General features: G+C 55.5%; 15 protein-coding genes. 10 read left to right on the top strand and 5 right to left on the bottom strand.

Annotation, left to right across the window (positions count from 1 at the left end; translation table 11 throughout):
• Positions 1 to 15 precede the first annotated feature (15 nt).
• The 3 genes from FIV39_RS13975 to FIV39_RS13965 all read right to left on the bottom strand — a co-directional run bounded on the left by FIV39_RS13975 (position 16) and on the right by FIV39_RS13965 (position 1,618).
• Positions 16 to 693, bottom strand: coding sequence for a zeta toxin family protein (locus tag FIV39_RS13975; RefSeq protein ID WP_390620700.1), 678 nt, complete (start codon positions 691 to 693; stop codon positions 16 to 18).
• A 53-nt stretch (positions 694 to 746) separates the two neighbouring features.
• The gene (locus FIV39_RS13970; protein ID WP_020300912.1) at positions 747 to 995 is read right to left on the bottom strand and encodes a hypothetical protein; all 249 of its coding nucleotides are present in this window, start codon (positions 993 to 995) and stop codon (positions 747 to 749) included.
• Positions 996 to 1,360: 365 nt separating this feature from the next.
• Positions 1,361 to 1,618 (bottom strand): LasR-specific antiactivator QslA, encoded by a 258-nt coding sequence (locus tag FIV39_RS13965; RefSeq protein WP_090406506.1) that lies wholly within the window; start codon positions 1,616 to 1,618, stop codon positions 1,361 to 1,363.
• A 169-nt stretch (positions 1,619 to 1,787) separates the two neighbouring features.
• Between FIV39_RS13965 and FIV39_RS13960 the strand changes: the two genes are divergently transcribed.
• From FIV39_RS13960 to FIV39_RS13940, 5 genes are all read left to right on the top strand, one after another.
• Positions 1,788 to 2,042, top strand: coding sequence for a helix-turn-helix domain-containing protein (locus FIV39_RS13960; protein WP_090406510.1), 255 nt, complete (start codon positions 1,788 to 1,790; stop codon positions 2,040 to 2,042).
• Positions 2,043 to 2,147: 105 nt separating this feature from the next.
• Complete coding sequence (locus FIV39_RS13955; protein ID WP_090406513.1) at positions 2,148 to 3,104, top strand: TIGR03756 family integrating conjugative element protein; 957 nt, start codon at positions 2,148 to 2,150, stop codon at positions 3,102 to 3,104.
• Positions 3,101 to 4,483: an integrating conjugative element protein gene (locus tag FIV39_RS13950; RefSeq protein ID WP_090406516.1), complete on the top strand. Its 1,383-nt coding sequence runs from the start codon at positions 3,101 to 3,103 to the stop codon at positions 4,481 to 4,483. Before FIV39_RS13955 ends, FIV39_RS13950 begins: the two co-directional genes overlap by 4 nt.
• A gap of 3 nt (positions 4,484 to 4,486) precedes the next feature.
• A complete protein-coding gene (locus FIV39_RS13945) occupies positions 4,487 to 4,795 on the top strand; it encodes a hypothetical protein (protein WP_090406519.1) in 309 nt (102 codons plus the stop codon).
• Positions 4,796 to 4,805: 10 nt separating this feature from the next.
• Positions 4,806 to 6,362 (top strand): conjugal transfer protein TraG N-terminal domain-containing protein, encoded by a 1,557-nt coding sequence (locus tag FIV39_RS13940; RefSeq protein WP_090406521.1) that lies wholly within the window; start codon positions 4,806 to 4,808, stop codon positions 6,360 to 6,362.
• Between the two features lie 8 nt (positions 6,363 to 6,370).
• On the opposite strand, the gene FIV39_RS13935 is transcribed toward FIV39_RS13940, so the two are convergent.
• The gene (locus FIV39_RS13935; protein WP_090406524.1) at positions 6,371 to 6,736 is read right to left on the bottom strand and encodes a DUF3742 family protein; all 366 of its coding nucleotides are present in this window, start codon (positions 6,734 to 6,736) and stop codon (positions 6,371 to 6,373) included.
• 457 nt (positions 6,737 to 7,193) lie between these two features.
• On the opposite strand from FIV39_RS13935, the gene FIV39_RS13930 reads away from it, so the two are divergent.
• The 3 genes from FIV39_RS13930 (at position 7,194) to FIV39_RS13920 (ending at position 9,605) form a co-directional block, all read left to right on the top strand.
• Positions 7,194 to 7,556, top strand: coding sequence for a DUF3085 domain-containing protein (locus tag FIV39_RS13930; protein ID WP_186731526.1), 363 nt, complete (start codon positions 7,194 to 7,196; stop codon positions 7,554 to 7,556).
• Between the two features lie 627 nt (positions 7,557 to 8,183).
• Positions 8,184 to 8,513, top strand: a complete 330-nt coding sequence (locus FIV39_RS13925; protein WP_090406527.1) for a hypothetical protein — start codon at positions 8,184 to 8,186, stop codon at positions 8,511 to 8,513.
• Between the two features lie 132 nt (positions 8,514 to 8,645).
• Positions 8,646 to 9,605, top strand: a complete 960-nt coding sequence (locus tag FIV39_RS13920; protein WP_090406532.1) for an ArdC family protein — start codon at positions 8,646 to 8,648, stop codon at positions 9,603 to 9,605.
• A gap of 131 nt (positions 9,606 to 9,736) precedes the next feature.
• On the opposite strand, the gene FIV39_RS13915 is transcribed toward FIV39_RS13920, so the two are convergent.
• A complete protein-coding gene (locus FIV39_RS13915; protein WP_007901093.1) occupies positions 9,737 to 9,934 on the bottom strand; it encodes a DUF7740 domain-containing protein in 198 nt (65 codons plus the stop codon).
• Between the two features lie 220 nt (positions 9,935 to 10,154).
• Between FIV39_RS13915 and mobH the strand changes: the two genes are divergently transcribed.
• Both mobH and FIV39_RS13905 read left to right on the top strand, forming a co-directional pair.
• Positions 10,155 to 11,879, top strand: coding sequence for a MobH family relaxase (mobH, locus tag FIV39_RS13910; RefSeq protein WP_090406535.1), 1,725 nt, complete (start codon positions 10,155 to 10,157; stop codon positions 11,877 to 11,879).
• A 666-nt stretch (positions 11,880 to 12,545) separates the two neighbouring features.
• Complete coding sequence (locus tag FIV39_RS13905; protein WP_090406538.1) at positions 12,546 to 14,951, top strand: ABC-three component system protein; 2,406 nt, start codon at positions 12,546 to 12,548, stop codon at positions 14,949 to 14,951.
• Positions 14,952 to 15,066 lie beyond the last annotated feature (115 nt).

The raw sequence follows: 15,066 nt of genomic DNA, 5'->3' as shown, positions 1-15,066 counted from the left end.
CTGACAATTCGGCAGCTAGCCGTTGGACACCTTTTCAACGTAGGCATGCATGAACCAGTCAGGGACCTCATCAACCCTGAATTCAAGTTCGGTCCCATCTGAAACTTCGGCCAGCAGCACCAGGTCGGCACCGGAGTTATCGAAGATGTAGGCCCGATTCGACGTGGCAATAGCCGCAGGCAGCAGGTTCAGGCAACGGCCATAGCGCTGAATAATTTTCTCTGTGGGAACGGGATGCCCACCTGCCGCGACACGGTTACGGACCCTGTTGATATTGATGTCAGGGTCGTCAGTTGCCACAAAGTAGAGGTAGGTTCGGTATCCAGACTCTCTCGCCTTGACCATAAACGCGATTTTATCGTCGCTGGACATCACCGTTTCGAAGGTGAAAGATAGCTGGTTTTCGAGAAGCTTATTCCGGATGAAGTCGGAAAGCACTGAGGCAAAATAGGAGTTCATCGCGACCGTCTGGAAATTCAGACCGTTGCTGCTAAAGCCTATTTTGGCCGCCTCCTCATCGAGCTGGGAGGACCTGACCAGTCGATGCGTCCCGAGGAAATCAAGGACTTCGTCCCCCTCAACTTCCAGCTGAAAATCACTGAACTCCAGACGGCCGCTGTCTTTGGCAGCCTTCTCGATTTCATCCGGGTTAATGTAGATACCGATCAGGTGGGAAGGGATGGCACTTTTCATCGTGCTCTTGCCGGAGCCGTTGGGTCCAGCAAAGACCCTCAACCGAGGGACAGTCATGAGCAACGGCGCACCTTAATGACGCCACCCAGAGTCACTTTGTGCTTGGGCTTGGCCACCCGAATGACTTTGTGCTTACCGTCAGCAGTCGTTTCAACAAGCATGCCGTTCATGACTTCCATCACACTGCGGCCGGCAGCCAGGGCGTTGATATAGGCGGTATTGATGGCGCCTTCAGCCATGACCGGGATCTTATCCTCCAGTCGGCTCACCAGATCGTCACTCAACACTCGTTTGGCTTTCATATCGCGCTCCACGTTCTCAGAGCGTGCAGAATCTGCACTTAATCAGAATCTTAGCTACGTAAACCTGTTTGAACAGGGCGAAAGCTACTTCTGTCAGCCCCCATTCTAGAGCAATGGCGTCTGGAACCATACCCATCAAGAGATTTTACGCTTGATGCATGACCGGAGGCATTTGGGGCAAGCACGGCCCTTCGCGCGGTGCCCGAATAAGGGATGCGATATCCCTAGCTCTTCAGCAATTGGACAAAAACGCGCCTCCTAGAAGCGACACTCGGTATAAACCTGCAATCAGTTGGTCTGTGCGAAGTGTCAGGTTGAATGCTAACGGGCACTCAAGCTGACGCAACCGCCCATGAGCGACAAGGTTACGGTGCGACGCCCCGGAGCCGCTGCTGAATCCTCAATAAAAAACCGGCTTCAAAGGCATCCTGGCTGTCACCGAGAGGAAAGGTCTTGCGGATTTGCGCCAGTTCCCACCACAAAGGAATATCGGTCGTTGCCTCAAGCCAAGCCTGGGCGCATTGCACGCCGCGCTCGATCATTGGTGCGAATTCGCTGCTCCAAGGTGTCAGAAGACTTGGGCAACCATCCGCCGCAGGAATTGATATGTAGTTTTCGTCCATACACACCCTAGATTTCTGATTTATTGTTAGACGCTGGGCCCAGCTTCGAAAATCTTAACGAAACCAAATAAACGCTCGATAACAGGCATGAGCATCAAATGGCGTAGATCAATGCCAATGTAGACTATATCCCGTGGATTGAGAGTCCCTCAAGGCGCAATTTGCGCGCATGACTCAAGACTACGAACAGCTTCGTCTGCAACTGGCGGAAAACATCCGCTTGATGCGGCGCGTAAAGAACCTTACCCAAGAGCAGTTAGCGCTCATGGCCGAGGTGGATCGCACCTACGTCAGCCAAATCGAACGATCCACGGGCAATCCGTCGCTGTTGGTCCTGTGCAAACTCGCCAATATTTTCGAAATTACCGCAGATCAGTTACTTATAGAACCCGATATCCTGCGCAGCTCCCTTCACGTCAAATAATAGTCTCATTTCTCACAAATCCGATAGATCCGCCTTCATAATTTCCACTGACAGTCTTCAGTCCGTAACCGAACCTGCCCAGGCCATACCCCAAGAGCCTGGATCATGCCTGCTGCCTGCTCGTCAATCCCGCCCACAAAGCTACGACCCTTGGCGCTGAGCGTCCTGCTGGCGTGCGGCCCAAGCGTGGCGCTGGACACCGGCAGCATCACGTCCTCCGTGCTTTCGCCAAACTGTCTCGAATACAGGGTCGTCGGCATTTGTTTCTGGCTCCTCTGCACGCCCTTCGGCTGCACAGTCAAAACCTCGACCAAGGTTCGTCATTTCATTCCTGAACTGGTGGTCTCGAGCTACGCCACCACCGGCAATAACCCTTGGACCGAGATGGCCACCCTCTCCTCGCCCATCAGCGGTGCGGAAGGTGGCGGCAACCTGATCACCCCGAACACCCACCGCGACAACCTGCCCCGCTTCAAGAACGTCGATGGCATCGGCCACCCCGGTGGCTGGATCGCAACGCAACTGGCTTCGCAATCCGGCTATGCCTGCGCCAGCGGTGCAACTGCATTCATGCCTTACTACCTGAGTACCCTGGACTCACTGGCCTGGCGCCATGGCATCCCGGAAAGTTTCTACCCCGAGTCGCTCATGCCGGGGATCCGTGAAATCGGTCGTCAGGCCTCGGGAAACATGTGGGGCAACGTTTATCCCCGGCAGGGTTTTCTGGTACAGCCCGACGATTTCAAGGCGGCCGCAGTCATGGCGCAACGGGCCGGCGATGTGATTACCCGCAACTGGCAGCCGCATGTGTACTTACCACTCGCGCCCGCCAAACGCGACGGCTACTGGCCGCCTGGCCCGATCGTTGAAAACGACGCTTCGACCCACAAATGGCAATTGCTCTACCCTCAGGTTCAGCCCACGTGCGCCATCTTCCCCAGCAATCAGGTACAGAGCGCGGATGGCGGCTACGCCTGGTCGCTGTGGCGTCCCTATAGCTGCTGCAAACGTGAGGGGCAGACCTTTCTGTTCAGCATCGACTTCGAAGGCGGTGCTTCATGAGTCGGTTTCTCGCACGACCCTGGTTGGGCGCGATGAGTCTGTTGCTCTGTGGACTGCTCGCCATGGCTACTCATGCCCACACCGCCGAGGGCGATTACCGCCTGGGTACTCAAGGCGAAGTACTCGACGACCGAGTGATGTACACCATTGGTGGCGGCTCGGCAGTCGGCTCACCGAGTTCGCTCTACCGACCCAGTGGTCTCGGTGTCGGCGGGTCCTGGCGAGCGAACATGATGTGCGGAAACATGAGCCTCACCAACACCCTGCAAAACCAGCTGAACGGCGTCACCGAAGGTTTCCAGCAGATCATGGGCAGCATCGTGCAGAACGCGACCCAAGCGGTGATGTCGCTGCCGGCGTTGATCATCCAGCGCGCCAACCCCGGTCTCTATGAGTTGCTCAGTAACGGGGTGATGCAGGGGCGCATCGACTTCGATCGTTCCAAACTGACCTGCCAGGCCATGGCCGAAAAGATGGCAGACAAGGTCGGTCAAGCCGGCTGGGGCGCGCTGGCCAAGAACCAAGAAATGCAGGGCAATCTGGAGCAATCTGGCGGTGATGCGGTGGCTGCGGTGAAAAACACCGAGGCCCATAACGGCAACAAGGGGGTGTCCTGGGTCGGCGGGCAGAAGGCTGGAGGTAGCGGACAGACGCCTATCCGGGTGACCTCCGATGTGGTGCGCGCGGGCTACAACCTGCTGCATAACCGAACGGTAGATGACAGCGCCTCGATCAATAGCAGCGATTGCCTGGGTGGGGCTATTTGCCAGACCTGGGCCTCGCCCCAAGAGGAATCCGAATGGGCCGTTCGCGTGCTGGGCGAGAGCGAGGTCGCGACCTGCGACAGCTGCGAAACCCTTCGAGCTACCGCTGGCAGCGGATTGACGCCGCTGATTCAGGCGGCCTACAGCGAACGTCTCAAGGCCCTGCAAGGGCTGCTGTCCGGCTCACTGTCACCTACCCCTGACAATCTGGCTAAAGCCTCGAGCCCAATGCTGCCGGTGACCCGTGGCGTGATCGAAGCCTTGCGCGACGATCCCGACCAGGATCTGCTGGCGCGACGCCTAGCCAGCGAGACGGCCCTGTCCAGCGTACTCGATAAGGCACTGCTGCTACTGCGCACGCTACTGGCGGGCAGTCACGAACCGAACATCGCCTCCGCCGAACCAGCGCAGACCGCCTTGACGAAAAACATCGACACCCTGGAGCGAGAAATTCGCCTGCTGCAAACCGAGCTGCAGATACGGCAGATGCTGACCACCAATACCGCCAGCCTGGTGCTCGATCGGCATGCCGGTGGTGCCGATGCTTCGCGTACCGTCGAGCAAGGCGACCCCGAGCCCGGTCGACTCAATGATGCTGACGCCAGGCGCAAGTGAGCCATGAAACGCTCACCGCTATTCACTTTGCTTGCGAGTCTGGGGATTGCCGCGGTGATGATCCTGAGCGCCGCATTAGTTGCATGGATCGGCCGAACTGCGCTAGGTAGTTTCGAGGCCTGGCAGCAGGCATTCGAATCCGTACGGCCCTATCTGCGGTGGTGGCGCGCCCTGCTCTACGCCGCCCTCTTTGCGCTCTGGTGGGATCTGCTTCGGCGCTACCGCCACCGACCACAGGATCGACTGCGCGTGAAACGCATAGGAGCATTAGGGCTCGTACTCTTTACCTGCGTCGAACTCACCCGACTGTGAGGTCACCACCATGCTCATGAGCACCAACAGCTACCTGGAGTTTTACCTCTCTCTCCTGGCCTGGATCATCAACAACGGCCTCTGGAGCGTCCTGTCCGACACCGGGCTGTTCGCCGCGCCCTTTGGTGCAATCATCCTGCAAGAATGGCTATCGGCCCGCCAGCAAGGCGCAGATGAAGGCAACAAGGGGCTGCTCTCGGTACCGCGGATCGAGAACCGGTTGTGGCTGGCCTACATCGTCGTGTTGTTCGGCTGCGCGCCGGTCTTTCCGTTGAGCCTCTCGTCAATGACGTTCGATGATGCGGCGAGTCAGCGCTGCGGCGTGAGTGTGGCCCAACCGACGGAAACCGCCTGGGGGATGACCTTCAATACTATCGGCGAACGCTCCGCCAACGTACCGATCTGGTGGTTTTTCGTACATGCCTTGAGCAAAGGCGTGAGCGCCGCGGCCACCGCTTCCATCCCCTGCGCACCGGATATCCGGCAAATGCGCATGGAGATCGACAGCTCGCGCATCGACAGCCAGGTGCTGCTGCAGGAGGTCGCCGATTTCACCCGCGACTGCTACGGCTATTCCCGTTCTCGGCTATTCACCAACCGTCCGCAGTTGGACAAGGCACAAAGTCACGACGCAGCGTGGATCGGTTCAAGCTATTTTCTCGAGACGCCCGGCTACTACGACACGGATCGTTCACGCACTCCGCGAGTCAGCTGGCCGTATGACGACAACCGCGATGTTTCCTTACCGCGACTGGAGAATGGCGCGGGCTACCCCACCTGCAAGCAGTGGTGGAGTGATAGCGGTGTTGGCTTGCGCGAGCGCTTGATCCAGCAGGTCGATCCCTCGCTGCTGACTCAGCTGAAAGGTTGGTTAACTGGTCGTTCGAGCAACGAGATCGAGGATGCCACCCTGCGTGAGCTGGTCAGCCCGCGCCATCAATCGATGTCCATGTCGCCCGGACAGGTGTACCAAGACTATGGCTCCAGCGCCCGCGGCGGATCGATCAATCAGGGGCTCAATAACCTCGCCACCAATACCGGATTGGCACTCGGCTCCTTCAGCAACTTCCCGGCAATGAATGCGCTACGAGCCGCCCTGCCGATGGTGCAGGCTTTCCTGATCATGGGCATCGTCATCAGCTTGCCGCTGATCTTGCTGGTCAGTACCTACCAGTTGAAGACCGTCATGACGGTGACGTTCGCGCTGTTCACGCTGCACATGTTGAGCTTCTGGTGGGAGTTAGCACGCTGGGTCGACTCCAGCATGCTCGATACCTTGTACAACCAAGTGTCGGTGTCCAATCAAGTGCTTTTATCGCTGCCCACATCCGGCTTCATGGATGGAACCGTCACGGCACAGGTGATCGAGTATGTGATGGGGGCGATGTTCATCGTGCTGCCGATGCTGTTTCTAGGGGCCATGAGTTGGGCCGGATATAGCGTAGGTTCAGGCGTAGAAGGAATGCTCAGCAGGGGAACCCACGCAGCACAGACAGCGAGTTCTAACGGAACCTCTCAGTTGATGAGCGGTGCAAGAATTGTTTCGGGTAAATCGAGCTCAAAATAACCAAGACGCTACTTCAGAGAACCCCATTTATCGTACCGCTCAGGCCAAGACGTTCTATGCGTTGGATCATCGAGATCGTCAATACCTGGAGTGTCTGAATCTTGAATTGGGATAGCTGCTAATACGACGATTGTGCACATCAGCACAAACAACCAGAAGCTAACAAAAAGAAATGCTCCGAGCAGAGCAAACTTGGCAGTCAGAAAACTCCCGCTAACAAGTAATTTACCTGCGGGCATACCTGCCGTTTCCGCACGCTCAACCACGCGGGATTCAAACGTTTTCAACTTACGGTAACCACGCTTCACCGACAGACCACAGGCGTACGCCCAGCGGTGGGCACGTGAACTCTGAACAGGTTGCTGAGTCGGCATGGTCTCGCCCTCTTCTGAGCGTTTTCATGGTTGAGACAAGAGTAACAGCCTACTACTGAAAACCGCCCGTGCCTGACCGCTTATCAGTTTTTCCGGCCGAAAAATCTTCATTGGAAGCCAGAAGACAAACCCCGTGAAACAGCGTCTCTACAGTGATTGACCCAGATAAATCGTCCAGCTAAATACAAGGTACGGATCGCTGTTATCGACAGCACTTCCCCAGGTAGCCAGAACCTTCAAGGCTACGTCATTTCGGTGATGGCTCTCCTCAAGTGCGATTAGCGTTCGGTGGCTCGCACGATAACCGCTTCTACGGTGATGAACGCCTACTGCTCTCCCGAGCACTTTTCGAGCGTCGCTCGCCAGGCAAACCTTCTTGTTTTTCTTCAACCCACTGCGAGGAAATCTTTCCCGCATGGGGACAGGTTTCTTCGCACTGTCAACGGAGATATCAATCATGCTGCAATTTGCAGGCACTGAACTGCGGGCGGTCTTGTCCGAAGCCCTAGCAAACGACTGTCGGATCATTCTGGTCAAGGATCATGGGGTGTACCTCATGTCTGAGGTCGGCGAGACAACTCCCAACGGCAGTCGCAAGGTCCTTGTTTATGCGATTGGCTGCAACCCGGACCGCGATGAGTTCGAGCAATGGTGGAACGTCGCCATTAGCGAATTAGGAGGAGACGATTTTAGCGAGTACTTGGACGTCAATGATGGACTGCTTACCGAGCTATTGGAGACAGGTGATGACTTGATTATTCGCGCGACCGACACTCACCTTTACATGGAAGTATTGAAAACAAAAACGGGCATGCGATAAAGATCAGCAATCTTGCCAAAACATACTGAATGCCTGATTAAGGCAGTTACCTGTGTCATATCCTGATCGATGTCCTGACGGGAAATCCGTTCATAGCCCCTCTATCGAGGGGCTTTTTCTCGCAGATATACGCGGCATTTTCGCATTCAGGTTGACCAGCACATATCGGTAAAACACGGTCAGGAGCGATCGCTGGATAGCGTCTTCAGGGGCGCGGTGGTGTCAGCTCAACGCAAGCATGCACTTGACCGCTTATCAGGTAATTGGGCCAAAACTATCGCTCTGGAAGTCAGCAGACAAGACCATTGGAATGGTATCGCCGATGTGATTGACCCGCACAAATTGCTCGGTTAAATACAAGGTACGGATCGCTGTTATCGACAGCACTTTCCCAGGTAGCCAGAACCTTCAAGGCTACGTCACTTCGGTGATGGTTCTCCCCAAGTGCGATTAGCGTTCGGTGGCTCGCACGGTGACCGTTGCCACGGTGATGAACGCCTACTGCTCTCCTGAGCGCCTTTCGAGCGCTGCTCGTGAGATAAGCCCTCTTGATTTTCTTCAACCCACTGCGGGGAAATCTTTCCCCGCACAGGACAGGTTTCTTCGCGTTTTAAACGGAGACATACCATGCCCGACTCACTTACACCGCAAACACTGAACACCCTTCGGTTGCCCATCGTGTTCACCCCTGGCGCGTGGCAACGCGCAGTACTGCTCGAGCAATCCGATCACGCTGAAAAGCTGCAGGTCGATCGGTTGAGCCACGTATTGCGCGCAGCCTTCGAAGCCCACCTGGCCTATCCACACAAGCCCTACGTGCTGTTCGAGGTAATCCACATTGAACCAACCGATCACTTAGACCACGACCCGTTGCTGCAATTGAGTCTGAGCCTACTCCAAGAACCTGGTCAGCCTGCCGCCTTGCTGATAGCGCTTGCAGGAGAACACCAGCGCTAAGCGTAATGGGCGGCGCCCGCCTCCACATTCGGACGGCATGCAAGACCTGCATCAATCCAACCCATCACCCAACCGGGGAACCCTCCCCCGACGGGCAAGGCGTTCCTCCGTTTTTCTCTCGAGGAAATTGCCATGCGCGATATCTACCAAGACGTAACTGACAAGATCGTTACCGCGTTAGACCAAAGCGTTGCTCCCTGGATCAAACCCTGGTCCTCAAGTGGCTCCGCTTACATCGGTCATCAACCCTACCCCATCAACGCCATCACGCGACGTCCGTATTCGGGCATCAATTTACCGCTGCTCTGGGCCGAGGCTAGGTTGCAGGGGTTCACTCAAGATCGTTGGCTGACCTTCAACCAAGCCAAAAAGACCGGTGGGCACATCCGTAAGGGTGAGCACAGCACTCTGGCGGTGCTCTACAAGCCGATGGAGCGCGAGGAACAGACCGAGTCAGGCCAACCCGTACTCGATGAAAACGGTCAGCCCAAGGTCGCTCACTTCGGCATTCTCAGGACACATTTTCTGTTCAACATCGAGCAAACGGAGGGGCTCGAAATGCTCAATGAAACCCTGCTCGAGACGGAACAGAGTGATCCCTTCCAGCCCAACAGCGCCGCGGAAAATCTGCTATTAAGTTCAGGTGCACGCATCGTTCATCGGCCTGCCGACGAAGCCTTTTACCACCCGATCAGGGATCTCATCCAACTGCCGACAAAGGCACAATTTCACGATGAAGGTGGGTACTACGCCACGGCACTTCATGAGCTGACGCACTGGACCGGGCATCACTCTCGGTTGCAGCGCGAAGGCATGACGTCAGCCTGTCCGTTCGGCTCGCCAGGCTACGCGTTTGAGGAGTTGATCGCCGAGATGGGCGCTGCTTTTTTATGTGCCTACGCTGGTATACAGGGGGAGCTGCGGCACGAGGGCTACATCGACTCCTGGCTCGGCCTGCTCAAGGCTGACAAACGCGCGATCTTTCGCGCCAGTGGTCTGGCCCGAAGCGCCTCGGAGTATGTACTCAACCTGGAGCAGCAGCTGAAGCAGATGGTAATGGATGACTCACGATGCATGAACGATGGAGTTTGATCGTTAACTCACCGTTGCAATCGCATCACCGGGCCCAACGCGAGTTGGGCCCTTTTTCTGCGCCCAGAAAAATCCCCATGCCGCGGGGCTCTGATGCAAAGAGTCAGGGATGGGCACACACTCGCAGCCTGTCATTCCGCATCCAGGTTCTGCGCCAGAAAATCCACCAGCTCGAGCGGACTTCGGCTATCGATTACCTTGTAGATCAGATCACGCTTACTGCGCGGCAACTTCTTGACCACGCTCTTCGCCGAGGCCCGGACGGCTTCGTCGGTCCCATGGATACGTGCCGCGAGCAGCAGCACGAGCGTGGCGTCAGTGAGGTTCATGGCAAGACCCAAAAAATAGGCACCGCAGTGTACCGACTCTTGTCTTTGCCGTACTAGCCCCAACAAAACGATGCCTAGCAGTATCCATATTCCGATTGCCGCGCAAAGGGACACGCGCCAAAAGGACGGTAAGGGTTGGAAAGGAATGGGGGGTCAAGGGTAAGAGCCCTATCCGAAAAGGCTAAAAGGCCACTGACCCAGCCACTTCCCGGAGGTCAAGATGCTCAGCCTGTTTCGCCGCAAAAGGCAGAAGCCCTCTCCGCCACTGACCGTCAACGTCGCCGAAGGTTACCTGCCCATCGAGTCGGCTCACAGCTTGTTAGCTGCGGAGCACCGCCGCCAGTTGCTCGATCGCATCTGGCAGTACACCGCCCTCTCCCACGCGCAGTTCATCCAGCTCTATTTAAATCCGATCCATCGCTACGCCGAACAGGTCCAGCAACTCCCGGCCAGCGAGACCCACCACCACGCGTATCTCGGCGGTATGCTCGACCATGGCCTGGAGCTGGTCGCTTGCAGTTTGAAACTGCGTCAGTCGTATCTGCTTCCCACCGGCGCCGCGCCCGAAGACCAAGCCGCCCAGACCGACGCTTGGTCCGCGGGCATCGCCTATGGGGCCCTGCTCCATGACATCGGCAAGATCGCCGTGGACCTGCAGGTCGAACGCCAAGATGGCGGTGTTTGGCATCCTTGGCACGGCCCCCTGGATCAGCCCTACCGTTTTCGCTACCTCAAAGGTCGCGACTACCACCTGCACGGCGCCGCCGCAGGCTTGCTCTACACCCAGATTCTCGACCGACCTATCTTGGATTGGCTCAGTGGATTTCCGTCGCTTTGGGCCAGCCTGCTGTATGTCCTGGCCGGCCAATACGAACGCGCCGGCGTGCTGGGTGAGCTGGTCATTCAAGCCGACCGTGTTTCCACTGCGCAGAACATTGGCGGTAACCCGAGCAAGGCGCTGCAAGCACCGATTCACTCGCTGCAACATCACTTGATCAGCGGACTGCGTCATCTGGTTCAGCACGAGCTGAAACTCAACCAGCCAGGTGCCACGGGTTGGTTGACTCAAGACGCACTCTGGCTGGTCAGCAAGACCGTCACCGACAAGCTGCGAGCCTACCTGCTGTCGCAATCGATTGAGGGCATTCCCTCCTCCAACATCGCGGTGTTCGACGAACTGCAATCGCATGGGCTGGTCGAGTCCACACCAGAAGGCAAAGCCATCTGGACCGCGCTTATCGCGCAGGGAAACTGGCAGCAGAGCTTTACCTTTCTGCGCATTCAACCGGCATTGATATGGGGAAGCGAAGACCGCCCAGAAGCTTTCAGCGGAACGGTGAGCATTGCACTCGATGACCACCCGACTGACGTTCCGGCACCTGCACTAGCCCCCAAGGCAGGCGGAACAGGATCGCATCAAAACCAATCGCTGGAAGATCCTATGGCGATGGAGGATGCCGACTACCTCGGAACGTTGCTGGACATGTTCGAATTGGCAGACCCCGAGGCCAGTGACGCACCGTCAGAAAGCGCTCTCGAAATCTCAATTCCCCCTTCGAATAACCCTGGTCAGGTTTTCCTAAATTGGGTCAAGGAAGGCATCCTGAGCCACAAGCTGATCATCAACGACAGTAAGGCAAAAATCCATACCGTAAGCGGAACTGTGTTTCTAGTAACACCTGGCCTCTTCCAACGCTACGCTCAGGAGTTTCCTGGTATCTCACAGGGTGCCACTCAAGAGATTGAAGAATGGCGTTGGGTGCAGAAGCAGTTTGAGAAACTGAAGGCCCACAGAAAACGTGACGATGGCTTGAACATATGGATCTGTCAGGTCGAAGGTCCTCGGAAGAAAGCAAATCTCAAAGGTTACTTACTCGAGACACCGGCGTTGTTGCTCAACATTGTGCCTGCCGACAATCCTTTTCTTAATATCGTCAGTGCTTAAATTTCCATAGCAGGCTATTGGATCCCTACGACGTTCTGTATCGCGAGTACTTGCCAGCTTTCGTCCTCTGCACTCAGTACTTTCACGATCAATAACGGTCTTTGCGGCCTCATATTTTTTTCAATTCGATGCTTTAGCCACAACTGCACCTGCTTTCGAACTCTCACATCCCCCAAGTCGTCAAGCACCGTAACCGCTCGTGCCCCAGGCTGTAGCGAATCGACACTGCGGCCATCCACCTCGACCACTTGTCCAACCCGGAGAGCGGCTGTGATGAGACTCTGCCATCGCGCTCCCTCTTCAGGGGCGGTTAGGAACGTCGCTCGATCACCACTTCGGGTCGCCTAGCACTAGAGAGCGTTACGCGGTGGGTAGTGGAAGATAAGTCCTGCTACGGTAAAGTCCGAACGTCACCAATTGAACCGCAGCAATGCTGGCCACGCCCTCTTCGTCTGGACATTCTAGCTACTCATCGCCGCACGGCTTATGATGATGGCAGCTTGGCATTGCCCCGTTTCCTTGTCGGAGCGTTTCGGAGCTACGCAGCTTTTCTAACAACGGATGGATCCTGGGCTCCGCGATTCGCGAAATGGTCGTCAGGACTTACATTCAAGAGGAAAGTACGCTTCCCGCACAATGTCAGTCACTCAATGCTAGGAGCAAAAATTGGCTGAAGAAGCAGTATCATTCATCTCCCCAGAAGACGAAGCGGCTGTTCGAGAGGACAGAACTCAAGCTCCCGAACTGTTCACCCTCGACTCCGGTCAGCTACCTTTCGAACGAATGGGTGATGCTCATTTTGAGCTTTTGGTCGCTGATATCTTTCGCGCTGAACTGAAAGCTGGCTCAGAGGACTGGTTCGACACTGTAAGTCGTCTAAATGACGGCGCAGACCAAGGGCGTGACGTAATTTTGTTCAACGATGGCAATCCCGTCGGCGTAATTCAGTGCAAGCGCTTAAAGACAACACTCGAGCTCGAAGCACTGATTTATGAGATCTGTAAATTCTTTTTATATGCTCACATCAGACCTCAAATCTGCTCGGCTCCGGGAACTCCCTTTAGATATTACGTGGCAGTTGCCGATAGCGTCAGCACCAAGCTTTTTGAGTTTATGCAAGGCACGGGGCAGGCGCGCTTTGATGATTTGCGTGCGACCTTCCAGACAAAATGCGGCACTGTGCGCACCAGATCTGAAACCCTAAAAAAACACCCACTGCTCAAAGACCTCTCAAAAGCTGAGCTGTGCAATATTGTCTGGCAATGGATACCGCACTTACGGACTGCGGTTTTCAAGAAAGATAGCCTTTCAAGCCTCGTGACAAAGTACCCAACAGTAAAACGTACCTATTTCCAACTAGAATCCGATAGCGCCGCGATTATCGAAAGCATTCGTGACTATCTAGTATCTCAAGGTGGAGCGCTTTCAGGTGCTGACGAGCCGTACCTGAAAAAGATCCGTACAGAGTACATTGATCGGGAGCTGCGTGAGGGCGATCAACTCAATATCGGACTCATCCAAGGTAAGGATTTAATTCCTTTTCTACAGACCATGCTTGCTCCAGAAGTGGGGATATTCGAGCAAACTTTTGGTAACCGCCCCGTAGTGCTCGCGGCAGGTTCGGCAGGCGCTGCTCCTGGGCAGTGGAGCGACATAAACGCCCTTGTAAAAGCCTACCCAAATCCTCTCGTATTCGTAGTCGGATGCGGAGAGGTCACCGGTGCTATGTTGATCGACTGGACTGCAACCGACGGAATGTCGTCCATAGACCCTTCTTGGAAGCCGGCACCCGCACAGAAATTCAGGGCGGGATGGTGCTGGGTAACCGACCCTGCCGAAGGGCTTATCAACTGCTATGTTCTGGTCGAAAACGAACCCAATAATACTGACTTTGATCGAGGTAACATTTCTCTGAGGCTTGCTTTCAAGGATCTTATCGTCTGGCCTACCTTAGGAAATGATTTCACTAATCCACTCCAGAATAAAAACTCTCAATTGCGGAGAATTATCGCGAGCCAAGCTGACGATCGGCAACGCCGACAGAATCTGATCCTCGCCTCTCAACACATCTCCGACCTCAAGGGGATCGCTAAATCTCTGCCGGATTACTACGCAAGACGGCTGGCTTCTTCGGTTGTAGTTGCGGCTGCCAACAGTGAGCAGCTGCGAAATTGTGCGATGAAGATTCACAGCGCAACCGGGATTTTTCCAGCTGCAGACGGAGCACACAGCACCCGCTCGAGCCTACCAGGGATACAGCCTCCAAGCCGTGTCATGCGCAGGAGCACCAGTGGTGGCATGACGCTCACGCTGACATGGGACGCGAATGGGTCTCTGGAGCGTGTGAAGGGCCATAGACTGCAAGATGGTGTAGTCGAAGATGACCTGGAACCAGCTGCGCTAGAGTTCCACGAACTCTTCGACCGTCATCCGCCGGACGCTTATTATCTTGACGTGGTAAAGGAAGAATTCCAGCGGCTTGACACACTCGTGCAAGCAGGAAGCATTAAAGACTCGCAGGGCTTTGCCTATCAGACCAGGTACGGAGTAAGGCCCGATAACGATTTTACGTTAGAAGAGATGGCCTCCTCCGGAAAATATGTGATGAGAGCTGTGAAAGCGCTGAGCTACCTCAAGTCTCACAAAGACTCTGCTTGGATCAGCGAGTCTGGGACGAAAGGCCACCTGCAGTTCAGCAACGCTGAAGGCGAGTACAACGTGCTGGCGTGGGCAAATGACGATTTCGGTGTAAGAGATATGGCGAACGACCTTTACCGATGGGCTAGAGGTACTGCCAATCATCCACAACTTGTTGTTTTCGCCAATTGCATTGGTCGCGTTGAGGATGCCAAGCCCGGTGAGACCACCGAAGATGAGGAAACCAGTCCAGAGCGCTTCGACATTTCAGCTCCACCGAACAGAAAAGACTCCATCACCGATGTAGCAATGGTGAATAAGGTCTACTTCTTCGCTCTCGACGGGGTCGAGTCTATGTATGACAAGGCAAAGGCTATACCCGCTGAAGATTTTATGGATGACATATCTACTCGCAGGAAAACACTAGTGGACTGAGCGGTTAATTCATTTATCTAATGGTAACGATATACTGTGCGTCCAATGTCATGGATTGGTTATGCGCATGGCCCGACCGACTTCCCCCTTCGCTTTAATGCCTTCCGATCTCATC

The organism is Pseudomonas grimontii (genome assembly GCF_007858185.1).
In the GTDB taxonomy this organism is placed as follows: domain Bacteria; phylum Pseudomonadota; class Gammaproteobacteria; order Pseudomonadales; family Pseudomonadaceae; genus Aquipseudomonas; species Aquipseudomonas grimontii.
This window is presented reverse-complemented; position numbering and strand designations above follow the sequence as displayed.